30 protein-coding genes are annotated in these 22,941 nt (G+C 62.7%); 26 read left to right on the forward strand and 4 right to left on the reverse strand.

The annotated features are described in order from the left end of the window. Positions 1 to 29: 29 nt before the first annotated feature. From CF15_RS00695 to rpl7ae, 11 genes are all read left to right on the forward strand, one after another. Positions 30 to 449 (forward strand): 30S ribosomal protein S9, encoded by a 420-nt coding sequence (locus tag CF15_RS00695; protein ID WP_058371308.1) that lies wholly within the window; start codon positions 30 to 32, stop codon positions 447 to 449. 6 nt (positions 450 to 455) lie between these two features. Continuing rightward, positions 456 to 656 (forward strand): DNA-directed RNA polymerase subunit N, encoded by a 201-nt coding sequence (locus CF15_RS00700; RefSeq protein ID WP_058370083.1) that lies wholly within the window; start codon positions 456 to 458, stop codon positions 654 to 656. Between the two features lie 69 nt (positions 657 to 725). Beyond that, entirely contained in the window at positions 726 to 1,370 is a 645-nt protein-coding gene (gene rpsB / locus CF15_RS00705; RefSeq protein WP_058370084.1) for a 30S ribosomal protein S2, read from the forward strand. A gap of 161 nt (positions 1,371 to 1,531) precedes the next feature. Next, positions 1,532 to 2,410: an AmmeMemoRadiSam system protein B gene (gene amrB, locus CF15_RS00710; RefSeq protein WP_058370085.1), complete on the forward strand. Its 879-nt coding sequence runs from the start codon at positions 1,532 to 1,534 to the stop codon at positions 2,408 to 2,410. A gap of 60 nt (positions 2,411 to 2,470) precedes the next feature. Further along, positions 2,471 to 3,274, forward strand: coding sequence for a hypothetical protein (locus CF15_RS00715; protein WP_058370086.1), 804 nt, complete (start codon positions 2,471 to 2,473; stop codon positions 3,272 to 3,274). Beyond that, positions 3,226 to 4,008 (forward strand): isopentenyl phosphate kinase, encoded by a 783-nt coding sequence (locus CF15_RS00720; protein ID WP_083494392.1) that lies wholly within the window; start codon positions 3,226 to 3,228, stop codon positions 4,006 to 4,008. Before CF15_RS00715 ends, CF15_RS00720 begins: the two co-directional genes overlap by 49 nt. A 53-nt stretch (positions 4,009 to 4,061) precedes the next feature. After that, complete coding sequence (gene fni, locus CF15_RS00725; RefSeq protein WP_058370088.1) at positions 4,062 to 5,198, forward strand: type 2 isopentenyl-diphosphate Delta-isomerase; 1,137 nt, start codon at positions 4,062 to 4,064, stop codon at positions 5,196 to 5,198. A 50-nt stretch (positions 5,199 to 5,248) separates the two neighbouring features. After that, complete coding sequence (locus tag CF15_RS00730; RefSeq protein ID WP_058370089.1) at positions 5,249 to 6,253, forward strand: polyprenyl synthetase family protein; 1,005 nt, start codon at positions 5,249 to 5,251, stop codon at positions 6,251 to 6,253. A gap of 7 nt (positions 6,254 to 6,260) precedes the next feature. After that, positions 6,261 to 6,773, forward strand: coding sequence for a DUF2118 domain-containing protein (locus CF15_RS00735; RefSeq protein ID WP_058370090.1), 513 nt, complete (start codon positions 6,261 to 6,263; stop codon positions 6,771 to 6,773). Further along, positions 6,757 to 8,532 carry a glutamate--tRNA ligase gene (locus CF15_RS00740; protein ID WP_236698066.1) on the forward strand — a complete coding sequence of 592 codons (1,776 nt, stop codon included), beginning with the start codon at positions 6,757 to 6,759 and terminating at the stop codon, positions 8,530 to 8,532. Before CF15_RS00735 ends, CF15_RS00740 begins: the two co-directional genes overlap by 17 nt. Positions 8,533 to 8,629: 97 nt before the next feature. Beyond that, entirely contained in the window at positions 8,630 to 9,010 is a 381-nt protein-coding gene (rpl7ae, locus tag CF15_RS00745; protein WP_058370091.1) for a 50S ribosomal protein L7Ae, read from the forward strand. A gap of 86 nt (positions 9,011 to 9,096) precedes the next feature. Here the strand turns inward: rpl7ae and CF15_RS00750 are convergent, their stop codons facing one another. Beyond that, positions 9,097 to 9,882 carry a hypothetical protein gene (locus CF15_RS00750; RefSeq protein ID WP_058370092.1) on the reverse strand — a complete coding sequence of 262 codons (786 nt, stop codon included), beginning with the start codon at positions 9,880 to 9,882 and terminating at the stop codon, positions 9,097 to 9,099. Between the two features lie 52 nt (positions 9,883 to 9,934). Here CF15_RS00750 and CF15_RS00755 point away from each other — a divergent pair, with 52 nt between their 5' ends. Continuing rightward, positions 9,935 to 10,189, forward strand: a complete 255-nt coding sequence (locus CF15_RS00755; protein ID WP_058370093.1) for a 30S ribosomal protein S28e — start codon at positions 9,935 to 9,937, stop codon at positions 10,187 to 10,189. 53 nt (positions 10,190 to 10,242) lie between these two features. Next, entirely contained in the window at positions 10,243 to 10,428 is a 186-nt protein-coding gene (locus tag CF15_RS00760; protein WP_058370094.1) for a 50S ribosomal protein L24e, read from the forward strand. 48 nt (positions 10,429 to 10,476) lie between these two features. Here the strand turns inward: CF15_RS00760 and CF15_RS00765 are convergent, their stop codons facing one another. Both CF15_RS00765 and CF15_RS00770 read right to left on the reverse strand, forming a co-directional pair. Further along, a complete protein-coding gene (locus CF15_RS00765; protein ID WP_058370095.1) occupies positions 10,477 to 11,346 on the reverse strand; it encodes an EamA family transporter in 870 nt (289 codons plus the stop codon). 48 nt (positions 11,347 to 11,394) lie between these two features. Continuing rightward, the gene (locus CF15_RS00770) at positions 11,395 to 12,276 is read right to left on the reverse strand and encodes an NAD(P)-dependent oxidoreductase (RefSeq protein WP_168371186.1); all 882 of its coding nucleotides are present in this window, start codon (positions 12,274 to 12,276) and stop codon (positions 11,395 to 11,397) included. Positions 12,277 to 12,386: 110 nt separating this feature from the next. Here CF15_RS00770 and ndk point away from each other — a divergent pair, with 110 nt between their 5' ends. From ndk to CF15_RS00830, 12 genes are all read left to right on the forward strand, one after another. After that, entirely contained in the window at positions 12,387 to 12,815 is a 429-nt protein-coding gene (gene ndk / locus CF15_RS00775) for a nucleoside-diphosphate kinase (RefSeq protein WP_058370097.1), read from the forward strand. 134 nt (positions 12,816 to 12,949) lie between these two features. Beyond that, entirely contained in the window at positions 12,950 to 14,179 is a 1,230-nt protein-coding gene (locus tag CF15_RS00780; protein ID WP_058370098.1) for a redox-regulated ATPase YchF, read from the forward strand. A 171-nt stretch (positions 14,180 to 14,350) separates the two neighbouring features. Beyond that, positions 14,351 to 15,031: a 50S ribosomal protein L15e gene (locus tag CF15_RS00785; RefSeq protein WP_058370099.1), complete on the forward strand. Its 681-nt coding sequence runs from the start codon at positions 14,351 to 14,353 to the stop codon at positions 15,029 to 15,031. A 187-nt stretch (positions 15,032 to 15,218) separates the two neighbouring features. After that, entirely contained in the window at positions 15,219 to 15,668 is a 450-nt protein-coding gene (locus CF15_RS00790) for an RNA-binding domain-containing protein (protein WP_070807796.1), read from the forward strand. Then, on the forward strand, positions 15,665 to 16,330 hold the full coding sequence (locus tag CF15_RS00795; RefSeq protein WP_058370101.1) for an RNase P subunit p30 family protein: 666 nt from the start codon (positions 15,665 to 15,667) through the stop codon (positions 16,328 to 16,330). The genes CF15_RS00790 and CF15_RS00795 overlap by 4 nt, the downstream gene beginning before the upstream one ends. Before the next feature lie 3 nt (positions 16,331 to 16,333). Beyond that, complete coding sequence (locus CF15_RS00800; RefSeq protein WP_058370102.1) at positions 16,334 to 16,885, forward strand: Rpp14/Pop5 family protein; 552 nt, start codon at positions 16,334 to 16,336, stop codon at positions 16,883 to 16,885. Further along, on the forward strand, positions 16,882 to 17,655 hold the full coding sequence (locus CF15_RS00805) for a dihydrofolate reductase family protein (protein ID WP_058370103.1): 774 nt from the start codon (positions 16,882 to 16,884) through the stop codon (positions 17,653 to 17,655). The genes CF15_RS00800 and CF15_RS00805 overlap by 4 nt, the downstream gene beginning before the upstream one ends. A 6-nt stretch (positions 17,656 to 17,661) precedes the next feature. Continuing rightward, on the forward strand, positions 17,662 to 18,399 hold the full coding sequence (locus CF15_RS00810; RefSeq protein WP_058370104.1) for a GTP cyclohydrolase IIa: 738 nt from the start codon (positions 17,662 to 17,664) through the stop codon (positions 18,397 to 18,399). Positions 18,400 to 18,452: 53 nt separating this feature from the next. After that, complete coding sequence (locus CF15_RS00815; RefSeq protein ID WP_168371187.1) at positions 18,453 to 19,166, forward strand: 3,4-dihydroxy-2-butanone-4-phosphate synthase; 714 nt, start codon at positions 18,453 to 18,455, stop codon at positions 19,164 to 19,166. Continuing rightward, positions 19,123 to 19,590, forward strand: coding sequence for a riboflavin synthase (ribC, locus tag CF15_RS00820; RefSeq protein ID WP_058370105.1), 468 nt, complete (start codon positions 19,123 to 19,125; stop codon positions 19,588 to 19,590). Before CF15_RS00815 ends, ribC begins: the two co-directional genes overlap by 44 nt. Before the next feature lie 59 nt (positions 19,591 to 19,649). Next, positions 19,650 to 20,117: a 6,7-dimethyl-8-ribityllumazine synthase gene (gene ribH / locus CF15_RS00825; protein ID WP_083494577.1), complete on the forward strand. Its 468-nt coding sequence runs from the start codon at positions 19,650 to 19,652 to the stop codon at positions 20,115 to 20,117. Next, positions 20,077 to 21,243 carry an amidohydrolase family protein gene (locus CF15_RS00830; RefSeq protein WP_083494394.1) on the forward strand — a complete coding sequence of 389 codons (1,167 nt, stop codon included), beginning with the start codon at positions 20,077 to 20,079 and terminating at the stop codon, positions 21,241 to 21,243. The genes ribH and CF15_RS00830 overlap by 41 nt, the downstream gene beginning before the upstream one ends. Here CF15_RS00830 and CF15_RS00835 read toward each other — a convergent pair. Next, positions 21,179 to 21,871, reverse strand: coding sequence for a creatininase family protein (locus tag CF15_RS00835; protein WP_058370107.1), 693 nt, complete (start codon positions 21,869 to 21,871; stop codon positions 21,179 to 21,181). The genes CF15_RS00830 and CF15_RS00835 overlap by 65 nt on opposite strands. A 254-nt stretch (positions 21,872 to 22,125) precedes the next feature. On the opposite strand from CF15_RS00835, the gene CF15_RS00840 reads away from it, so the two are divergent. Beyond that, positions 22,126 to 22,869 (forward strand): HesA/MoeB/ThiF family protein, encoded by a 744-nt coding sequence (locus CF15_RS00840; protein ID WP_236698068.1) that lies wholly within the window; start codon positions 22,126 to 22,128, stop codon positions 22,867 to 22,869. The last annotated feature ends 72 nt before the right edge of the window (positions 22,870 to 22,941 follow it).

Below are 22,941 nucleotides of genomic sequence, written 5' to 3' on the forward strand. Positions count from 1 at the left end.
CCCGGGCGCCGAGGCTCCTGGGCGCCCACCTGCAGGCTGAGAAGCCAATACGTATAGTCGTATCGACGGGCAAGAGGAAGACCAGCATAGCTAGGGCCGTGATCAAGCCTGGGAAGGGCAGGGTCTGGGTCAATGGGGTCCCGGTGGAGATTTGGCCTATAGAGATGGCCCGCTGGAAGATGATGGAGCCGCTGCTCCTTGCGGGTGAGGAGATAGCCAACAGTGTTGATATACGTGTAACAGTTCGTGGCGGCGGTTACATGAGTCAGGCCGACGCAGTCCGCATGGCTATAGCAAGGGGGCTCGTAGCCTATACCGGGAGCGAGGAGCTGCGCAAGATCTACGAGGAGTACGACCGGTCCATGCTGGCCGGCGACCCGAGGCAGACGGAGCCAGAGAAGCCCATGAGGAGGAGCGCGAGGAGGCGCTGGCAGAAGAGCTACAGGTGACGCCCCATGATTACCCCTATACGCTGTTTTACCTGCGGAGCCCCGCTCGCCCAGTACTGGGAGGAGTTCCGTAAGCGGGTTGAGGCTGGCGAGGATCCCACCAAGGTTCTAGACGATCTTGGCGTCAGGAGGTACTGTTGCAGGAAGACCCTGCTAACCCATGTGCCTGCCATATACGAGGTGCGCAGGTTTAAGCGTGTGCTCTAGCTCCTTTAGGGGGCGAGCCGCCACGCCTATATTGCTCCTTCCGGATGGACCCCCGCCGGGTGCGTGGTTATGAGCCAGGAGGCGGGCAGGCAGCAGGGTACTGGTAGGACAGTCGAGCTGCTAGTACCGCTGGAGCGCTACCTCTCAGCAGGCATGCACATCGGCACGCATATCTGCACAGCATACATGAGGAGGTTCGTCTACCGCGTTAGGCCCGACGGCCTCTACATACTCGATATAAGGAAGACCGACGAGAGGCTCTGGGTGGCTGCTAAGTTCCTCGCGCGCTTTGACCCCTCAAAGATAGTGGCTGTCTCTGTGAGGCAGTACGGGCAGAGGCCGGTGCAGAAGTTCTGCACCTACATAGGCTGCAAGGCGCTCACGGGGAGGATTCTTCCGGGCACCTTTACCAACCCGAGCCTAGAGTGGTACATAGAGCCTGAGGTGATAGTGGTAAGCGATCCACGCGCTGACAGCCAGGCTGTGGACGAAGCGGCGAGGATGGGTATACCTGTAGTCGCTCTGGCCGACACCGATAACAGAGTCGAGAATATCGACCTCGTGATACCGGTTAACAACAAGGGTAGGAGGAGCCTGGCTCTAACCTACTGGATACTCGCCAGGGAGATACTAAGGGAGCAGGGTAAGCTCCAGCCCGGCCAGGACCTGCCGGAGCCTCCGGAGGCCTTTGAGTTCAAGGTGCGCCGGCGCTAGGGCTTACCCACCTGCCCTCCCTCAGCGCCTAGATCTATTTCCCTCTAAGCTCAGCGTTGTTCTGCGGCAGAGTTATCCAGCTCCCGAAAACCCTACCATAACGTAGGGGCTGCACAGATACCCCCTCTAGGCGCGCATAGCCTCTATGAGGGGTGACGGTGATGGCCGCCTACACGAGCCGGGTTGCAGGCGGAAAGAGGCTCCCCGCCGTGGCGGGGCTATTCTACGAGGCCGACCCCAAGGCGCTGAAGGCCCAGATAGAGTGGGCCTTCCGCCACCCACTAGGCCCGCGCAAACTCCCCGAGGTAAGTAGTGAGAGGAAGCCGGTGAGCAAGGGCTTCGTAGTGCCTCACGCAGGCTACATGTATAGCGGCCCTGTGGCCGCGCATGCCTACTACCAGCTGGCTCTGGAGGGTCCTGCCGAGACCTACGTGATAATTGGGCCTAACCACACGGGGCTCGGCGAGATAGTCTCGGTGTATCCGGGTGGCGTCTGGGTTACTCCTCTTGGCGAGGTAGAGGTTGACGCCGAGCTGGCCAGGGCCATAATAGAGGCTAGCAGCTACGCTGCGCCCGACGAGCTAGCGCACCGCGAGGAGCACAGCGTCGAGGTCCAGGTGCCTTTCCTCCAGTACCTCTTCGGCAACCGGTTCCGCATAGTGCCCATAGTGGTGTATGAGCAGACGCCCAGGGTCTCTGAGGACCTTGGAAGGGCGATACTAGAGGCTGTGGAGAAGACTGGCCGTGATATTGTAGTCCTGGCTAGTAGCGACTTCACGCACTACGAGCCGCACGACGTCGCCTCGTCGAAGGACAAGCTGGCTATAGATGCTATACTCGAGCTCGACCCCGTGAAGCTCTACGAGACCATAACGAAGTATAATATAACGATGTGCGGCCCGGGCGCTGTGATGGCTATGCTGTACTATGCCCGTGGAAAGGGGGCCGGCACGGCCAGGCTGCTCCGCTACGCCACCAGCGGCGACGTAGCCGGGGATAAGAGCAGTGTCGTAGGCTACGCCGCCATACAGGTTTACTAGTCCTCTTTACTAGCCCTCCCGGGGACGCGTCGCTGCCGGGAGCGGGGGAGGCAGGAGGGTTTGTACGAGTTCCCGCTAGCGCTCGTTTTCGCAGGCGTCCCGCTGCCGGGGAGGGAGAACCCCTACATAATCCTGGTTTCGCCCAACCCCCTCGTCTACATAGACGTTGACATCGACGAGGCAGAGGTTTCCTCCGCCTCTGTCAGAGGGCTCCAGCTCGGCTGGCGCTACGAGCTCGCAGTCAAGTCCTTTGTGGACACCCTCTCGGCGAGGCTTGAGCAGCCGCTAAAGGTAGTTGTGGAGGTGGAGAGCCCCCTCTCCTACCCCCCGGCTGCATCCGTCTACGCCGCTACAAGCCTGGCGGTCGTCAAGGCCGTGGCGGAGGCCGCCGGCTACGAGCTAGACCAGCGGGAGGTGCTCGAGTCGGCGAGCAGCGTGGACGAGGAGGCCGGGGTGCTGCTCGACTACCTGGATGGGCTCCGGGAGGCGCTGACGACTGGTAGGAGCCTTGTTTACCGTAGAGGGGAGGAGCCGCTAGGGCTCTCAACCGGGGCTAGGCTTGAACTGGAGCTGGTGGGGGAGGAGGATATAGGCGAGGAGGCTAAGGAGGTCCTGGAGGATCCTATAGGCTCAGCTGTCACCAGGCTCAGCGGGCTAGCGGTTGTAGAGGCTGCTAAGAGGCTCCGGGAGGGCGATACAGACGTTTTCCGGCTGGTGCAGCGCGTGGATAACGCTGTATTCTACCTCCTCTACGGCGCAGAGACACCCAGGGCAGAGTGCAAGTGGACTCCATCGCTTCAGAGGGTATATGGGGTATGCAGGCCGGGGGCCGGCGTGGGCGACCCAGTGGAGTTCGTGTTGTAAAGATAGGCGGCAGCGTGCTCACCGACAAGAAGAGCTTCAGGCTAAACTACCGAGTGGTAGACCGCGTGGCCGAGGAGGTGGCAAGGGCGCTAGACGAGGGGACACGCCTCGGGATAGTCCTGGGCGGCGGCAGTTATGGGCACATCACGGCCCATAATGCTCAAAACCTCGGCGCCCCCGCGGCGGAGGCTCTCTCGCTGGTAGCCATGTACATGCTTGAGCTTGCTATGGGGGTAGCGGATATCCTCTCCTCCAAGGGGGTTAACCCGCTCATCTACCCTCCTCACAGCTTCTGCAGCCCCGAGGGCCTAGTCCCCCGGTGCAACTGGGCCGGCATAGAGCGTGACATGGCCGTAGGCATAACACCTATCGTGTACGGCGACGTATACGCCTGCAGCGGGGGGTGGTGCATAGTATCCGGCGACGAGCTGGCTGTGGAGATGGCCTGCCGCCTCGGCAGCCCACAGCTGATATATGTCACTGATGTAGACGGTATCCTGGACCCTGGAGGAAGGCTTGTCGAAGAGGCCCGTCTGGAGGAGCTTGAGGGCCTGACACTGAGGGAGCCTGGGGACAAGGTGGATGTAACGGGCGGCCTTAGGAGGAAGATCAAGGCGGTGAAGGCCAACCGCTGCCCGGGGCTACACGAGGTGCTCGTGGTGAACGGGCTCCGCCCCGGCAGGATCTACAGCGCCCTCACTGGGCGCGGTGTAGGCACACGCATAATCCTCTAGCACCCCGCGGGCCCCGAGGCCTCTTCAAGGGCTGGTGCACGGGTGGGGTGTCGTTGACGGCTACATCGCCCAGGAAGCTCGACCATATAAGGGTCACGGTAGACAGCATTGTAGAGCACGGCGTAACCACCCTGCTAGAGGAGGTAGAGATAGTCTACAAGGCTCTACCCGAGGCATCGTTAGACGGCATAGACATGGGCTTAAGGTTCCTGGGTAAGAAGCTCTCAGCACCGCTAATGGTAACGGGCATGACCGGAGGCCACGCCGCGGCTACGCGGATCAACTGCGCCATAGCCAGGGCGGTTGAGGAGCTAGGCCTAGCCATGGGGGTTGGGAGCCAGAGGGCCGCCATAGAGGACCCGGGTCTCGCGGAAACCTTCTCCATAGCTCGTAGGTGCGCCCCCTCCGCGGTGATAGTGGCTAACATAGGTGTGCCGCAGCTGGTGAAGGGGTATGGCGTGGGAGAGGCCAGGAAGGCTATAGAGATGCTGGACGCTGATGCTATAGCAATACACCTAAACGCTGCTCAGGAGGCCTTCCAGCCGGAGGGCGATACCGACTACCTGGGAGCGGTGGAGAAGATAAGAGAGCTTGTAGAGAAGCTGGACAAGCCAGTCATAGTCAAGGAGACGGGCCACGGCATCGGCATGGAGGCTGCCATGCTCCTCCGCTCAGCCGGCGTAAGGATAATAGACGTCTCGGGCGCAGGCGGCACAAGCTGGGTCAGGGTGGAGAGCTACCGCGCCCGGGCCAAGGGTGACGAGATCCTAGCTGAGGCGGCGGAGTCCTTCTCCAGCTTCGGCATACCCACCGCGCAGGCAGTGGTGGAGGCCAGGTGGGCCGCCCCCGACGCCTGCATAATAGCTAGCGGGGGCATACGCTCGGGGCTCGACGCGGCCAAGGCCATAGCGCTCGGCGCCGACCTGGCCGGCGTAGCCCTCCCCGTGATAAACGCCTACGCTCGGGGCGGCGAGCAGGGGGTGAAGGCACTCCTAGAAAGAATAGTGGCCGAGATCCGCGCAGCCATGTTCCTCACCGGGTCACGCAGCCTAGAGGAGCTGCGCAGCACGAGCCTCATCCTTAAACCAGGGCTGCGCAGCATCCTCGAGTCCCGGGGCGTGGATGTTCAGCTATACCTTAATGGCACCCGGCTACTGTACAAGCCTGGCAGCGGCTGCTCCCCCGTGTAGTCCGCTGCCGCGAGGCCCCGGTTAGAGGATGCTAGGCGAGGTCGAATGCCTTGCCCCAGCTGTCCGAGAGGCTTAGAAACTACATAGCTAGGGTAGCAAGCCTGGTCGACGGCTACATATACGCCCGGGTCTACGGCGAGCCGGAGGACCTATACAACGCGGCACTCCACCTGATACGAGCCGGCGGGAAGAGGCTACGCCCAGTAATAGTGGTGGCTGTCGCCGAGGCTCTGGGGGAAGAGGCTGAGAAGGCTCTACCCTTCGCAGCCTCGGTAGAGCTAGTGCATAACTTTACCCTCATCCACGACGATATAATGGACCGGGACGAGTTCCGCCGCGGGGTGCCCACAGTCCACAAGCTGTGGGGGGAGCCGCTAGCGATAACTGCGGGCGACCTCCTCTACGCTAAGGCCTTCGAGACGCTCATAGACGCCCGTGGCAGAGGGGTCCCGGCCGAACGAGTGGCGAGAGCCGTCCAGGTGCTAGCCAGGGCCTCGTCAACGATAGCGGAGGGCCAGGCCATGGACATAATGTTTGAGGAAGAGGAGGAGGTAGATGTAGAGGACTACCTGAAGATGATACACAAGAAGACTGGCGCCCTCTTCGAGGCCTCGGCGGTCCTCGGCGGGCTTGTGGCGACAGACAACGAGGATATCCTCGCCTCCCTCGCGAGCTACGGCAAGAGTCTTGGCATAGCGTTCCAGATAAGAGACGATATACTGGGCATTATAGGCGACGAGAAAGAGCTGGGTAAGCCCGTTGGAAGCGATATAAGGAAGGGCAAGAAGACCCTCCCCATAATCTATGCCCTCTCCCGCCTCGAGGGGGAGGCGAGGGAGAAGCTCTTCTCCGTGCTCGGGAACAACGAGGCCACGAGGAAGGAGCTGGAGGAGGCTGCCAGGCTCATACGGGAGAGCGGCGCCATAGACTATGCGGAGAAGCTAGCAAGCCGCTATAGCGAGCAAGCTCTATCAGCGCTCCGCGTGCTCCCCCAAAACGAGTACCGGGAGATGCTTGAGGAGCTCGCAAGCTTCGCCGTCTCCAGAACGAGGTAGTGTCGGCGTGCCGGGGGACGATAGCTGCCACAAGTACCCCTACCTTATACCCCAGCTCTTTATCGAGGGGCTCGAGTCCAGCGACTACCTTGTGCTGAGGAACGGTGTAGCTCAGCGCTCCAGGGGCTGCCCGGAGGGCGAGAGGTGCTTCGGCAAGGCCATCTACGGCGTGGAGCTGGAGAGTATAGTGGACCTGGTGGCCAAGAAGTCCAGGAGGAGCTTCATAGTGGTGCTCCCCCGGGAGTACCGGAGAGGCCTGCTAGTCGAGGCAGGCAGCCCCGTGGAGCCTATACCCTTGGAGGGTATGCGTGTAGTTCTCGAGGTATGCGAGGGCAGTAGGGTCGGTGTGCAGAGCACCCTGGGCTTCATAGCCACTAGGAAGCTGGAGGTACGCCGTATTCGCAGCCACGTGAAGGGTGTCGTCGTCTATATCTACTCTTCCCCTGAGGCAGGGCCTGATAAGAACATAGTGCTGGTAGCCCCCGAGGAGGTGGTGAAGGAGATTGACGTACAATCCTGACGAGGTGCGCGAGCTGGCGAGGGCGTACGCGCTGCTCAACGCGGTAGAGCATGGGGGGAGAGCGGCAGTAGGCCCGGTAATGGGCAAGATTATGGCTGAACGGCCCGACTTGAGGGCTCACGCTAGGGAGATAGCCGGCATAGTCCGCGAGATAGTTGCAGAGGTAAATAAGCTGCCTCTCGAGGAGCAGAAAAGGCTGCTGGAGGAACACTATAGCTGGGTTAAGGAGAGGCTTGCGAAGCCGAGAGAGCAGGAGAGGGGCCTGCCACCGCTCCCCGGCGCCGAGGAGGGTAAGGTTGTAACACGCTTCGCCCCTAACCCGGACTTCATAATACACTTGGGCAACGCTAGACCAGCAATACTGAGCTACGAGTACAAGGTCATGTACAAGGGCAGGATGATTCTCCGCTTCGAGGATACAGATCCAAGGACCAAGACACCGCTCCCGGAGGCCTACGAGCTCATAAAGCAGGATCTCAAGTGGCTCGGCGTCAGGTGGGACGAGGAATACATACAGAGCCTGCGCATCCCGATATACTACCAGGTTGCCAGGCAGCTGCTTGAGAAGGGCCACGCCTACGTCGATGATAGGCCCGCGGAGGAGTTTCGCCGGTACCGTGACGCTGGTAAGCTGGCGGAGTATCCTCCCAGGCTGAGGGCGCCGGAGGAGAACCTAGAGCTATGGGACAGGATGCTGGAGGGCTGGCTCTCCGAGGGCGAGGCTGTGGTCAGGATTAAGACGGACCCACGCCATCCAGACCCCAGCGTGAGAGACTGGGTAGCCCTCCGCATTATAGATACTAGCCGCCACCCTCACCCCCTCGTGGGGGACCGCTACGTTGTGTGGCCCACTTACAACCTGGCAGCGGCAGTAGATGACCACATGATGGGTGTCACTCACATACTGAGGGCCAAGGAGCATATGCAGAACACTATCAAGCAGAAATACATATACGGCTACATGGGCTGGAAGTACCCGAACGTCATTCACTTTGGTAGGCTGAAGCTGGAAGGCTTCATAATGAGCAAGTCTACACTTAAGAGGCTTCTCGACCAGGGTATAGGAGCCGGTCTTGACGACCCCAGGTTCGCCACTATAGCGGGGCTCCGGAGGCGCGGCATAACAGCCGAGGCCATAAGGAGGGTTATACTCGACGTAGGCGTCAAGTACACGGATGCGAGCATCAGCTACGCTAACCTAGCCGCCGTCAACCGGGCTATAGTGGACCCGGCAGCCCGCAGGATCATGGCGGCCATACCCCCGCTGCCCCTCGTTGTAAATGATATACCCTGGGAGGAGCGCTGGCTCGAGATACCCTACCACCCATCCGGCAAGCTGGGATCGAGGAGGATACTGGTGAAGGGTCCATCCACGACCATATATGTGTCGCGGAGCGACCGAGGTCTACTGGAGCCGGGAAGAGTAGTGAGGCTGATGGAGGCCTTTAACATCGAGGTTGTGGATGCATCGGAGAGCCGCGTGGTGGCCAGGTTCCATAGCATGGGCCTCGAGGAGGCCAGGAAGCACCAGGCTCCAATAATCCAGTGGGTTCCCGGAGACGCTGCACTCCAGCTGGAGCTGCTAGTCCCCGAGGGGCTTGACCTGGTGCAGCGCCGCGGCCTCGTCGAGGCAGCGGCGGCGGAGCTGAGGCCTGGGGAGGTAGTGCAGCTTGTCCGCATGGGCTTTGCCCGCGTCGACGCGCTTGAGACGGAGGACGGCTCTGCAAGGAAAATAGTAGCTATATTTGCCCACGAGTAGCCCCCCTTGCGGCATCCCCGCTAGTTTTGTAAACCCGAGACGAGGCGGTGGCCTGGAAGCGGAGCCGGCGACGACCGGCACGGGAGGAGGATGAGCCATGAGCAAGCCCTTCTACGTGAGGTTCGAGGTACCCGAGGAGCTAGCCGAGAAAGCCTACCAGGCTCTCGAGATAGCCAGGAAGACCGGCAAGATAAAGAAGGGCACCAACGAGACCACCAAGTGTGTCGAGCGCGGCCTAGCCAAGCTGGTGCTGATAGCCGAGGACGTTGACCCGCCGGAGATAGTGGCACACCTCCCACTCCTCTGTGAGGAAAAGAAGATACCCTACATCTACGTTCCCAGCAAGAAGAGGCTGGGCGAGGCCGCTGGGATAGAGGTTGCCGCCGCCAGCGCCTGCATAATAGACCCTGGTGAGGCCAAGAGCCTCGTGGACGAGATAATCAAGGCGGTTAACGAGCTGAAGGCCAAGGCCAGCTAAGCCCCCTGGCCCTCCCTCGGGCCGTAGCCTGCAGCGGTTTTCTCCTCCAGGCCCCTCAGCAGCTCCCTGGTGCAGAGGGCGCATCCCTACCTGGCCCTGGTGGTCTCCGGTATACATGTCTCGGCCCTGGCGCTGAAGCCGCACCCGCTGCAGCTGAACCCTATGATGTACTTTGTGCAGTTGGCCAGAGGCTTCACGACCTTATCCTTCACCGTCTCCCCGCCGCAGGGGCAGGTCTCGAGATCCAGGTAGGCCACTGTCCCCCCAATGGTGGATTCTATTCTCACTCTCGCCTTCATGCCGAGGCTGGTGAGTTCCTCGGCGACCCAGTTGAAGTAGGCCAGGGTGTGGGGCTTCATGCTGGAGGCCAGCCTCTTGGCCGCGCGGGTGTAGAGTATGTAGTCTGACGCCACGGCATAGCTCAGCGACTCCAAAGCAGCCTGAAGCAGGGCTTCGAGAGAGGCTGCATATCCCGTCGATATATTGAATAGAGTGAACGCGCCTATATGGGCAAGCGCGTCCGCATCTAGGATGATCATTGCGTACTGCGAGCTAGGAGAGCGCAGGTAAGCCTCCTCTGCCTCCTCGACAGCCCCGCGGACGTGATGGGCTATGTGCTGTGGCAAACCCGCCTTAAGCACTTCTTCGGCCCCCTTCTTGTAGGCCAGCGCTGCAGCAGCTGCTGTCTCCTCACTGCAGCCTTCCAGCCTGCAGAGCCTGGCGGCGTAGAACGCTGCTAGGATAGCGTGAGGGCTAGCCCCTTCCAGCAGCCTGCTGGAGGCGGCACGAGGGATTCTGGAGAGGAGGGCCTCCACCGCCTCGCGCGCCACTGCGCAGCCCCTCCAGGCCGCGGGCCCCTTGGAGGAGGGCATCTTGTTTTATAGCCCGGTATCCACTCACGGGGGCTCCGCGGGGTAGCCCAGGTTGAGCCAGCGCAGTGACAAGAGCAGGGACTTCAACATTATAGAGGAGATAGGATTCCCGGCGGAGGTCATACAGATCATAGGCCGTACCGGCGTGCACGGCGAGGTAATACAGGTACGCGTGAGGGTCCTCGAGGGCCGTGACAAGGGCCGCGTGCTGACCCGCAACGTGCTAGGCCCGGTGAGGCTAGGCGACATAGTCATACTCCGCGAGACCGAGCGCGAGGCCAGGAGGCTAGGAAGGAGAAGGAGGTAGTAGATGAGAAGCAGGGGCCAAGCCAGCCCAGGTCCCTGGAGGTGTTCAATGGCATGCCGGCCGTCCACACCTGCACATACTGTGGCCGCGAGATAGAGCCGGGCACTGGCCTAATGTACGTGAGGAATGATGGCACTGTGTTCTGGTTCTGCAGCAGTAAGTGCTTCAAGCTCTGGAGGATGGGCCGCGATCCCCGCCGGCTCAAGTGGACTAGGCGCTATACTAGGCTCCGCCACTAGCCATCCCGGGTTTTTCCCCGCCCGTGACGGGGCTCCTCGCCGTTCATGTCACTTCATGCCGGCTATCGCTAGGGCTGCGGCCACGAGCGCTCCCCCCAGGAGCAGCCGCCTCTCCACCCTCTCGCTGGCTAGAGGCGCTGCTAGAGCCTGGCTGGCCACCGGCGTCATAGCTATGCCTAGGGCGACGAGGCTCGCCGGCATAAGCGTCAAGGCCTCCAGGAAGGCTAGCGCGCCAACCACGTAGCCTAGCAGAGAGCTCAGCACGATCTCCCCCGCCACCCTCCCGGCCCCGCGCCAGGAGAGCATGGGGGGCAGGAGGACCAGTGTAGTGAACACGGCGCGGGCGCTGGCCACGCTGAGGTAGCCAGCTCTCGAGAGGGCAACCTGGTAGGCGTACATGCTTCCGCCCCAGACTAGCGAGGTAGCCACAGCGGCTGCAAGGGCTGCCAGCCGCCTGTTCCTCGAGCCACCCGTCCTCCCGCCCTCGCTTGTAGAGACGATCCACACCCCTGCGACGGCCAGCACGGCCGCCAGCAGGACCTGGGGCCCCGCGACCCCCCGGAGGTAGTCGTAAGCCCCGGTCCATATGACGAAGAGGTAGGATACGGGCATCGCTACGCTAGCCCCTACCCCGCTCACGCTGTAGACGAAGAGGCTATCGCCCAGCACTGTGGCGACTACCCCTCCAAGCCACACGCCTAGCTCGAACATGGGGTCGAGCCAGGGCGTCTTCAAGGGAAAACGCTCGTATATATAAGCGGGAGGTATAGTGGCCGCAGCTGCTATGAGCATGCGCCACCCGTTGAAGGCTAGTGGGTCGATGTGGCCTAGCTTGGCGGCAGCCCTGCTCACTATTACCGGGGCCAGGCTCCAGGCGGCGACGGTCACAGCTATCGCTGCTAGCCCTGCCGCCTCCATGGGCCTAGCACCGCTGTGCAGCCCCAGGGCCCGGGTATAGGCGCCGTGCTAGCCCTGCCCCCTTCTAGCCAGCCTGGCCAGGAACCCCGCTATCGACGGGTAGTCCTCCTCGCCGTAGCCCATCATGTCCATAAGCGCGTAGTGATCTGCAACCGCCGCGGCTACGCCGCCGGGCAGGCCTGCTGCGGAGAGAGCTTCGAAGGCGTACCTGGCATCCTTCCCGGCCAGCTTGGCGGTGAAGCTGGCCTCGCCGCGGGGCCAGAGTCTCTCCCCGTACCTCTCAATAATGGTCTTCAGCCAGGTCCTTCCGAGCACCTCCCTGACGAGGACCTCCGCGCCCACCCCGTAGGCCTCTGCGAGGGCGAAGGCCTCGCCGAGCCCGGCCACTATGGAGAGGAAGGAGAGGTTGAAGGCGAGCTTGGCGGCCGAGGCCCGGGGAGGCTCCCCGAGGTACACCACCTCGCCGAGATCGTGGAGGTGTGGCGCGCCGCAAGCCTCGCTGGAGCGGGAGCCGCAGAGTACAACCAGCCTCCCCTCCAACGCGTTGCGGGGGCCGCCGGCCACCGGCGCCTCGGCGTAGACGCCCCCGGTCCTCGAGACCAGGCTCTCCGCCGCGAGACTGTGCCCGGGTGTGACGGTGGTGTGGTTATACACGATCCTCCCGTCCAGGGGGCCGCTGGCCACACCCCTCTCCCCGGCTAGCACCTGGAGCGAGGCCTCGTCGTCGGAGACCACTATGTGCACGTAGCTGCACTGCTCGGCGGCCTCCCTGGGGGAGGACGCGACCCGGGCCCCTATCTCCCCGGCCAGCGCCTGGGCCCTGCCGGGGGTACGGTTCCACAGTACCAGCCGGTGGCCCCTGGAGGCGAGCCTTCTCGCGATAGCCGAGCCTAGGCGTCCAGTGCCAAGGACAGCTATGCAGCCGGTCACGGCCGGCCCCGGGGAGGAGCTGCGTGGGCTAGGAGCGTCCTTCTTATAGCCCCTGGCGGCCACCGCCACCCTGCATGAACGAGCAGGGCAGCTGGCGGAGGCGCCCAGCCTTGGCGGTGGAGCGCACCTTCGTAATGATAAAGCCTGACGGCGTCAAGAGGGGCCTAGTCGGGGAGATAATATCCAGGTTCGAGAGGAAGGGCCTCAAGATAAAGGCGCTGAAGATGAAGTGGCTCACCAGGGAGGAGGCGGAGAAGCTCTACGAGGTACACAGGGGCAAGCCGTTCTTCGAGGAGCTCGTGGACTTCATAACAAGCGGCCCTGTGGTGGCTATGATACTCGAGGGCGACAGCGCTGTTGAGGTTGTGAGGCTTATGATAGGGCCCACCGACGGCAGGAAGGCTCCGCCAGGCACCATACGTGGGGACTTCGCCCTCGACATAGGAGCCAACGTGATCCATGCCAGCGATAGCAGGGAATCCTTCGAACGCGAGTACAAAGTGTTCTTCAGCGACGAGGAGATAGTAGGCGACTACTAGACCCCCAGCCCTATTTACCCCGCAGCTCTATCTATGCCGCCGGCTCAGTTTGCTCCTCTCAGGGCTCCCTGGGGAGCCGGAACATCAATTTAGACTCTAGCGGCCACGTCGCCCTGAGGGTGCAGCGGGAGGCCATGCCTCCACCGGAGAGGCAGGCGGGCATAGTAGGGAAGACAAACGTGGGCAAGTCAACCTTCTTCGCAGCCGCCACGCTGGCCACAGTGGATATAGGCAACAGGCCCTTCGTCACCCTAGAGCCGAGCACAGGCGTGGGCTACGTGAGGAAACGCTGCGTCCACGTAGAACTCGGCCTGCCGCGCTGCGAGCCTGCCACCGGCTATTGCATCAACGGGTGGCGCTTCATCCCGGTAAAGCTCATAGACATACCAGGCCTCATCCCCGGGGCTCACCAGGGCAAGGGCCTGGGCAACAGGTTCCTCGATGCGATAAGGAGGGCTGACGCGATAATACTTGTGGTAGACGCTTCGGGCTCCACCGATGCCGCAGGGAACCCCGTGCCTCCAGGCACCTACGACCCCGTCGAGGAGGTGCGCTGGCTAGAGAGGGAGCTGGACGAGTGGATATACGGTATACTACTCGATGGCTGGGACCGCTTCGCTATGAAGGTCTCGACCACGGGTGTCAGCGTTGTAGAGGCGCTCGCTCAGAGGTTGAGCGGCCTCAGTATAGGGAGAAGCCACGTCGAGAAAGCCCTGAAGACCAGCGGGCTTGAGGGGAAGAAGCTAACCTCCTGGACGAGGGAGGACCTGCGCAGATTTGCAACAGCTGTGAGGAGGTCTAAGCCAATGCTTATAGCGGCTAACAAGGCTGATATACCGGAGGCGGAGGACAACATAAGGAGGATGAGAAGCGAGCTGAGAGACTACATAGTGGTGCCTACCAGCGCGGCGGCGGAGCTGGCTCTCCGCCGGGCCGCCCGCGCCGGTCTCATAGAGTATGTTCCGGGCGACAGCGATTTCCATATAGTCGACGAGTCCAGGCTCTCGGAGAAGCAGCTCAAGGCGCTCGAGTATATCCGGGAGAGGGTTCTCCGCAAATGGGGCTCCACCGGGGTCCAGGACGCTATAAACAGGGCGTTCCTGGAGCTGCTAGACATGATTGTCGTGTACCCTGTTGAGGATGCTAACAAGTATAGCGATTCCCGTGGGAGAATACTCCCCGACGCCTACCTCGTCCCCCGCGGCACCACTGCCAGGGAGCTAGCTTACATGATCCACACCGACTTGGGGAGGACATTCCTCTACGCTATCAATGTCAAGACTAAGATCCGTGTAGGGGAGGACTACGTGCTCCAGGATAACGATGTGATAAAGATCGTGGCGGCGGCCGCCAAGAGGGGCTAGGAAGGGTCGGACGGGGCGTACCCTTTCGCCACCCCGGCCCCGGCGCCCCCGGGCCGGCTCGGCCATGCGGGCAGGTCCTCACCCCCTCTAGGGCAGCGGGGCTGTAGTGTTTTTAACAGGGTATACGGCCTAGCCACTCTCTGGGCTATTAAGGACGGGAAGGGATAGGCGATGGCCCGCGGCCTCTACCACTACCTCCGCGAGACGTGGAAGCAGCGCTACGAGGTACCGGAGCTGGCCGAGCTATGGAGGCGCCGCCTAATGGAGTGGCGCAGGCAGCCCAGCGTGGTAAGGATAGAGAAGCCTACCAGGCTCGACCGGGCAAGGAGCCTCGGCTACAAGGCCAAGCAGGGCATCATAGTGGTCAGGGTCCGCGTCCGCAAGGGCGGGCTTAACAGGCCTAGGCCCAATAAGGGCCGCCGCCCCAAGAGGATGGGTGTCTACGGTTACGCCCCAGCCAAGTCTACGAGGCTCATCGCGGAGGAGCGTGCGGCCAGGAAGTATCCCAACATGGAGGTTCTCAATAGCTACTACGTGGCGGAGGATGGCAAGTACAAGTGGTATGAGGTCATACTTGTAGACCGTAGCCACCCCGCCGTCTGCAGGGACAAGGACCTGGGATGGATATGTGAGAAGCAGCACCGTGGCCGCGCCTTCCGCGGCCTCACCAGTGCTGGCAAGAAGATGCGCGGGCTCCGGAAGACACGCGGGCTACGCGGCACCCACAAGTACAAGTGGAAGAAGAAGCAGAAGGAGCGCAGGCTCAAGAAGCGCCACGAGGCCCACCGCGGCGCCAGGCTCATTGCCCCCGACGAGATACGCGAGAAGTACCACCGCGGCGACCTCCAGTAGCCTCCTACGCGGGCTGCTGCAGGTTTTTGCGTGCGCTAGCCTCTCTCCCGCACTTTCCCTCTGCCGGCCTCTCCCGGGTTACTGAGGGATTTTACCCCTACAGGGCTGGTGCCTGGAGGATCCCGGCAGGCAGCTTAGCGCTCTAGCCACGGGCCCTGGCCGCTTGGAGGCGTAGAAGCAGATGGGTATGCCTACAAGGGTTATCAGAGTAGAGATAGCAGCCCATGCCCATGCCACGGAGGATGTGGAGAGAGTTGAGCAGGCAGTGCTCAATATTGTTCCTGAAGGCCTCAGAGGCAGGGTGAAGCTCGAGACCCGTACAGTGGAGGGCCACTACAACAACCCGATAACAAGGATCGTGGCGAGAATCGAGGGAAGGGACGCGGAGGAGTTTGTCCGGGGCCTAGCCAGGAGGCTTGATGAGCAGAGCAGGAGAATACTGGCAATGATGCTGGAGAACCGCTACGACCAGAGGCAGGGGAAATTCTACCTAAGGTTCAGCAAGCAGGACGCCTTCCTGGGCGAGCTGAGGCTCCACGACGGCGACGACGTGGTCCACGTGGTGATAACGCTCCGCGGCTCTCCGAGCCCAGAGAAGGCTCTCAAAGCCCTAGAGGAGCTGGGGCTTAAGGCTTGAAGTACATAGACCTATGCCTAAGGCCGCGCAGCTCTAAAGACGCGGCGGAGATGGCATCTATGGCAGGCGTCATGGGGTATAGGGTCGTCGCTGTAGAGGCGGGGGACCCTGAGCACGCCAGGGAATACGCCAGGATCTTCCGGGAGGAGGGTATCGAGGCTCTCACCCGCGCCACGGTAGAGGCCGAGTCTTGGAGCAAGGCGGTGGGCCTAGTCAGGAGGCTTGCTCAGAGCTTTGACCTTGTGGCGGTGAAGCCCAGGACTGCTGAGGCGGCACGGCTGGCGGCCAGGCATCCTCGTATTGCCCTAGTAGTGCTGCCGCCGGGCATGGCCAGGTACATGGATAAGAGCCAGGCGCATCTCCTCCGCGAGGGAGGCGCAGCGGTGGAGATCCAGCTCCACCTCCTCCTCCATGGCGGTGACCCCCGCGGCGGGCTCCGCGGCTCCATGATCATAGCTAGGAGGGCCGCAGCCTACGAGGCCCCCTTCACCGTCACTAGCTGTGCTAGGACCCGGTGGGAGATGTGGCACCCCCGCGTGGTGCAGGCTCTCCTGGCAGCCTTTGGGCTGCCAGAGCTTGTGGCCAGGCTCGCGGTAACCGGATACCCGGCCGCTGTTGTGAACGCTAAGGCTAGGCGCCTCGACGCCAGCGGGGCTGCGTAGGCCTTGGACCCCTCCCTCGCCGCTCCAGCGGCTCTCGCCGCCTTGGTGGCAGGGCTCGCGGCATGGTGTAGCCTCTGGAGGAGGCGCCTTGAGGACCGGTATAGGATGCTTGAGGAGAGGCTGAAGGCTGTATCCAGGGAGATGGACAGGGTGCTGAAGGCTGCCAGCTACGCGCTCCAGAGCATGGAGGCCGAGGAGTTCCTGGAGAGGTTGCGTAGGAAGAGGCGGCGCCGCTACATAGCCTTCTACATAGTCTACGAGGGCGATGAGCCCCCCTCGCCCGAGGAGGTCGAGCAAGCGGTGAAGAGGGCCGTAGAGAGGCTGGCAGGCCAGCTAACAGTTGCCCTCTCGCGGCTCCAGCTAGTCTACTACGACCCCGAGAGAGCCGCCGGGGTGCTCAGAGCATCTCATGACACCAAGTACCTGGTGCTGGCCGCTCTCGGGCTCGTGAGGCGCGTTGGGGGCCGACGCGCGGTGATAATCCCCGTGAGGACTAGCGGCACTATAAAGAGGGCTAAGCAGGCTCTTGCAGCTGACAAGCGGAGGCAGGTATGAGGGCTGTGGGTGCACGGCCATACACGGTTATATTCTCGACAGCCACCGTCGACGGGAGGATAGCATCCTCAACAGGCTACAGCATGCTGAGCTGCAGCTACGACTTGACGAGGCTCCGCTTGCTCCGCGGCGCCGCCGAGGCGGTGATGGTGGGGGCGTCCACCGTTCTGCTAGATAACCCCTCTCTCAGGAAGAGGCTCGAGCCCCGCAGCGACCGGTACTACCGGGTGGTGGTTGACGGGCGGCTTCGGATCCACGAGGATCTACGCCTCCTCCGGGAGCCGGGGCCGCCGGTCATAGTGTTCACGGCCACCCGTGACCCTGAGAAGATTAGGCGCCTAGAGTCCCGTGGGGCCCGCGTCCACCTAGTCGGGGATGACGGCGTCATTGACCTCGGGGAGGCCATGAGGATACTTGTGACAGTGTACGGTGTCCGCCGGCTGCTTGTCGAGGGCGGGGGAGTGCTCAACTATAGCATGCTAAGGGAGGGCCTCGTGGACGAGCTTAGGGTAACCTACACCCCCTACGTATTCGCCGCGGGGAGGAGCGTGGTCGACGATCCAGAGGCCCGGGGCTTCGCCACAACCAGCGAGTCCCCCAGGCTGAGGCTAGTATGCATGGAGAAATGCCCCTGCGGCAACTGCGTCCATGCAGCCTACCGGGTGGAGTCTACCTGCTGCCCCCCTGCCTCCGGGCCCTACATAGAACCCTGCCTCTCCCAGAAGCTTAGAGGGCTTACAACGAGGGCTGAGCAGCTCTACGAGTGGTGAACGGGAATGCCGCTGCTGGTCGGTGTGATAGCGCTGCTAGGGTACAGGGAGTGGACCGAGAGCCTAGGCTATGACAGAGAGTGGGCCATCCAGGGGAGGCAGGCCGCCATATACCGGGCCGCCGTGGAGGCTGCAGCCCTGCATGGAGGCCACGTCATCCCGGCCAGCCACGATATAATGATCGCGCTGCTGAACGGTGTGCCCCTCAGGGCGGTGGAGAGCCTATACAAGGCCATGTCCCGAGAGTCCCCGGTCCCCGTGGCCATTAGGGTTACCAGCACCAGCCGCCCCGGCTGGAGCATGCCCCCTCTCGAGCCGGGTGTAGTCTTTGACGGGGAGCCGGAGGAGCCCGGCTCGGAAGTGGCAGCGATACATATAGACATGAACGGTGTCAGCTCGGAGAGACTCCGCAAGGGCTTCATAACCCCGTTCGCCGAGGTTGCGAAGCTTCACGCCCGGCTCGTGGAGAAGGCTCTGCCCAGGGGCTACATACCGGGCTATCTGGGCGGCGACAACCTGGTAGTTTTTGCACCAGCGGAGGAGCTTGAAGAAGCCCTGGAGCTTGTCCAGAGGCTCATAGATGGCGGAGGCTACAAGCTCGGTGTCGGCGTCGCCGCGTCGCCTAGGGAAGCGCTCGCCCGCGCCGCCCACGCGTTATCCGTGATAAGGAGTAGGAGGGACCTCAGCCTCTACATAATCGGGCCCGGGGAAAAGCCAGCGCTCAGGAGCCCGGGCCGCTGCTAACTCCAGGGAGCCCACGCGCCCTAGAAGGCTCTCCGCGGGGTGCATGCAGGGTCTTGGCGGGCAGCCTGGATGAGGCTCTCGAGGCTCTCCGCAGGGGCCTCCCAGTGCTAGTCCACGATGACGAGGCCCGCGAGAACGAGGTAGACTACGTTATACATGCCTCAAGGGTTACAGTGGACCACATCTACGAGATGCGGATGCTAGCGGGAGGCCTCATCTGCTACGCCATGCCGCTCCAGGCCGGCAGGCTCCTCGGGCTGCGCTACGGCTACGAGATCATAGCAAGTATACCGGAGCTGGCGCCGCTGGCCAGCCGCACCCTGGGGTACGGCGACCAGCCAGCCTTCTCCATATGGGTTAACAGCGTGCGCGCGAGGACCGGTATACGGGACCGCGACCGAGCCACCACTATAAGGGAGCTGGACCGGGTGCTCTCGATGATTGTGGATGGCAGGGTGGGGGAGGCCCGCCGCTACTTCCTGGAGAACTTCGTGGCGCCCGGCCACGTGCCCATACTCCTGGGCCGTAGGCTCCGCGAGAGAAGGGGGCATACGGAGCTCTCCCTCCACCTGGCAATGCTGGCTGGGATGACGCCTTCAGTCGTAGTGGTGGAGATGCTTTCAAAGGGGGATGTCCTCAGCGTTGAGGAGGCAGGGAGACTCGCCAGGGAAAAGGGGATCCCCCTGGTCGAGGGTAGCGAGATAATAGACCTGGTGGAGAGGCTTGGTGAAGATCTGTATTGTAGATACAACCTTTGCCAGGGTTGACATGGCTAGGCACGCTATAGACGTGCTCCTAAACCTGATGCCGGGCGCCAGGATAGTGCGCCGCACCGTGCCGGGTATTAAGGACATACCAGTAGAGATCAAGAGGCTGATGAAGAAGGAGGACTGTGATGCAGGCATGGTTTTCGGCTGGGTGGGCAGGACGCTTAACGATAAGATAAGCTACGGGGTCTACAGCCTGGCCATGCAGCTTGTCCAGCTCGAGCTCGAGAAGCATATAATAGATGTAACCGTCCACGAGGACGAGGCCGAGAGCGAGGAGGAGCTATACCGGATAGCCGTTGACCGGGCGCGGAAGCATGCGGAGAACCTCTACCTGCTCCTCTACCGCCCCGACGTTCTCACCGAGCGCGCCGGGACGGGGAGGAGGCAGGGCTATCCAGACGCAGGCCCGATAACATGGTAACCCCTGGGCTCCTCCTTAAAATCCTCGGGCGTAGCGCCTAGCCTCGGGGTGTCTTGAGAGTGGCTGCGGGGGAGGGAGTGAGGCTGGCTATAGTGGTGTCCGAGTTCAACCACGATGTCACCTACCTTATGCTCCAGCGCGCGCTCAGCCACGCCAAGTTCCTCGGGGCCACGGTAACCTATGTGGCTAGGGCGCCGGGCGCCTACGATATGCCCCTCCTGGTTGAGAAGCTGCTTCGCAAGGACGATGTAGACGCTGTCGTGGCCCTCGGCGCCATAATAACCGGCGCCACCAAGCACGACGAGGTTATAGCGCATCAGATAGCCAGGAAGCTCATGGACCTCGCGGAGAAGTATGGGAAGCCTGTCACCCTCGGAATCTCCGGCCCCGGGATGAACAGGATGCAGGCGCTTGAGCGCGTCGACGACTATGCGCGCCGCTCAGTGGAGGCCGCCGTCAAGCTAGTGAGGAGGCTTAGGGCGCTTGATGAGGCCCAGTACGAGGGGGAGACGGTCTACATCGAGTAAGAGTGTGCAGGTGGAGGTGCTGGCCGCCCTAGCCGGCGGCGAGCTCGAGCCAGTGAGCAGGCCATGCATAGACCTGGACGACGAGGGCGTGGTAAGAGGCCTGGGGAAGGGCTGCAGCCCCTCGAGACGGCTGCTCCCGGGGGTTGTCGTCCTCCCAGCGCTCTGCAACGCTCATCTCCACATACTCGACGCCTCTATAGCCGAGGCCGGGGAGACGCTGCCTCTCAACGAGCTGGTGGAGCTGCCCACGGGGCTGAAGTACCGGCTCCTTTCCAGCCTAGGCGACGAGGAGATAGCTGAGAGGGCCTCCACGGTCGCCGCCCGCGCTGCATCGGAGGGGGCGCTGTACGCCGGCGTCTACGCCGAGCTGGGGGCGAGGGGCGTAGAGCTGGTCAGGAAGATAATGTCCGCGCCCGGCTCCTCGGCCAGGATACTGGCCCAGCCGGAGTCGAAGAGCCTGGAGGCCTACAGCCGGCTCCTCCGCGAGGTGGGAGGCGTCGGGCTGGACACGGCCCTCGACCTCGCCCCCTGGGAGCTTAAACAGCTCGCCGGCGAGGCGAGGCGCATAGGCGGCCACGTGCACGTGCACGTATCCGAGACACCTGAGCTCTACCGTTCCAGGGACTACGAGCTGGTCCTCGAGACCCGGCCCTCCGCAGCCATCCATCTCACTTACCTGAGCCCCGAGGAGCTGACGGAGCTGGCCAGGGCCGGGATAGGCTTGGTCTTCTGCCCCCGTTCCAACATGTACCACCTGGGCCGGCTCCCGGCGCTAAGCCTCATCCCGGCCCTGGCCAGGGAGACCATGGTGGCGCTCGGCACCGATAACGCCGCCTGGGTACCCCCTAGGGTTGCGGAGGAGATGGCGTTCGCGTACATAGCCGCCCACTCGCCCGGCAGAAGCAGCGCCGAGGCCCTGGCCGAGACACTCCTTCGGGCAGCCACCCTGGACTGTGCTAGGCTCCTCGGCCTGGAGGCGGCGGCGGTGGAGGAAGGCGCCCCCGCAGACAGGCTCCTGGCGGCTGCGCTCCCCGAGGCCCAGTGGAGCGGCTCGCTCCGGGTCACCCTGGTGAAGAGGCTCTCCGGCGCCCCAGTATCGATTCTACAAGCTCTTCTAGCCGGGTGACCGCTTCTCCGAGCAGCCTCTCCCCAAGCCTCCTCGAGGCCGGGACGGGCTCAGCCGGGTAGATGCCGGGGACGTCCCTAGCCACCCAGGGCTGGAACCCAGGCGAGCTACGGAGGCACTCCTCCCCCAGCTCCTCTACCGGCTTGACGCCCTTGGAGTGGCCACAGGCTAGGAGGATGCTCGCTTCCACACAGTCCGCGTGGATCAACGCCTCCCTGCCGAGGGCCCTGGAGACTGTATCCCAGAAGTTGAAGAGGTAGGCGTCATGGCCGCGGCCCCGGAGCACCCTGGCAGCCAGGTAGGCGGCGTGGAAGGCGCCTCCGTGGAACACAGCGAACACGAGGCTGCGGGCGCCCTGGAGGATAGAGGAGCCAGCCTCGACGAGGTAGCGTATGAATGTCTCGGGCGATAGGGATACGCGGAACCCCTCATGCTCCATTGCTGTCGAGTACGGTATTGGAGGGGCTACAGCCGCCCCCCGGGGGAGCCTCAGCCTCTCAGCCACGCACCTGGCTATCAGCAGGTCCGAGCCCAGCGGCAGCACCCCATGGTTCTCGATAGACGCTATCGGCTGTACCACTAGCTCCACCCGCTCCCCGGGCCCGAGAAGCTCCAGCAGCGCTGCCAAGAGCCTTGCCCTGCCCCGGCCACCGGGCGTAACTAGAATTAACGATTGCCCGCCGCCAGCAGGGGCTGCGGGATGAGGACGCCGTCCCAGACAGAGCGGCCCACCCGGATGAAGATCTCACGACGATCCGACCGCTGCGACGTAGGGTGAGCCGGCTGCGCCGCTCCTTAATACCCCCATTACCTGTGCCCAGTAGTGAGGCTCCCGGCTCCAGCTGCACGCCCCTAAGCATCGCTCTGGGGGAGAGATGCGCTGTGGACGTCGAGGGTAGGAGCAATTCACTGCTTTCGCCCTCCGAGCTTCTCCGCTACGAGCGGCAGATACCGATATTCGGGGTCGAGGGCCAGGAGAGGTTGAAGAAGGCTAGCGTGCTGGTGGCTGGGGTAGGCGGCCTGGGCTCCTTCGAGGCCCTCTACCTGGCGGCGCTCGGTGTAGGGAAGCTAGTCCTTGTGGACGGCGATGTGGTGGACGAGTCCAACCTCAACCGTCAGGTGCTCTACACGGTGGATGACCTAGGTAGGCCAAAGGCCATAGCCGCCGCCGAGAAGCTTAGACGCTTCAACCCCAATGTCGAGATAGTAGCTGTATCCGAGCGTATAACCGAGGACAACGTGGATGGACTCGTCTCCGAGGCCGACTACGTTATAGACGGCCTCGACAACTGGGAGGCAAGGTTCATACTCGATAGGGCCGCCTACCGGAGAGGTAAGCCCTTTGTACACGCGGGGGTCTACGGGCTCCAGGGCCAGGTCATAGTTGTTGTCCCCGGCGAGACCCCTTGCCTCCGCTGCCTCCTGCCCCCCTCCCTCAAGACTCCGGCCAAGATACCTGCAGTGGGCCCCGTGGTCGCGCTCGTCGGCTCAATAGCCGTGACCGAGCTTATGAAATTGATCACCGGTGTGGGAGAGGTCAGCAAGGGGCGCATGATAATAATAGACGCATACAACATGGATTTAATGAGGGTTCATCTTAAGCAGCGTGCAGGCTGCAGCTGCTAGCCCCCGCGGCTATTAATGGCCTAACTATTAATGGTCTAAATCTGGACAGCCTGCCTTGTCGGAGCCGGCCGC

Source organism: Pyrodictium occultum (assembly GCF_001462395.1).
GTDB lineage: Archaea > Thermoproteota > Thermoprotei_A > Sulfolobales > Pyrodictiaceae > Pyrodictium > Pyrodictium occultum.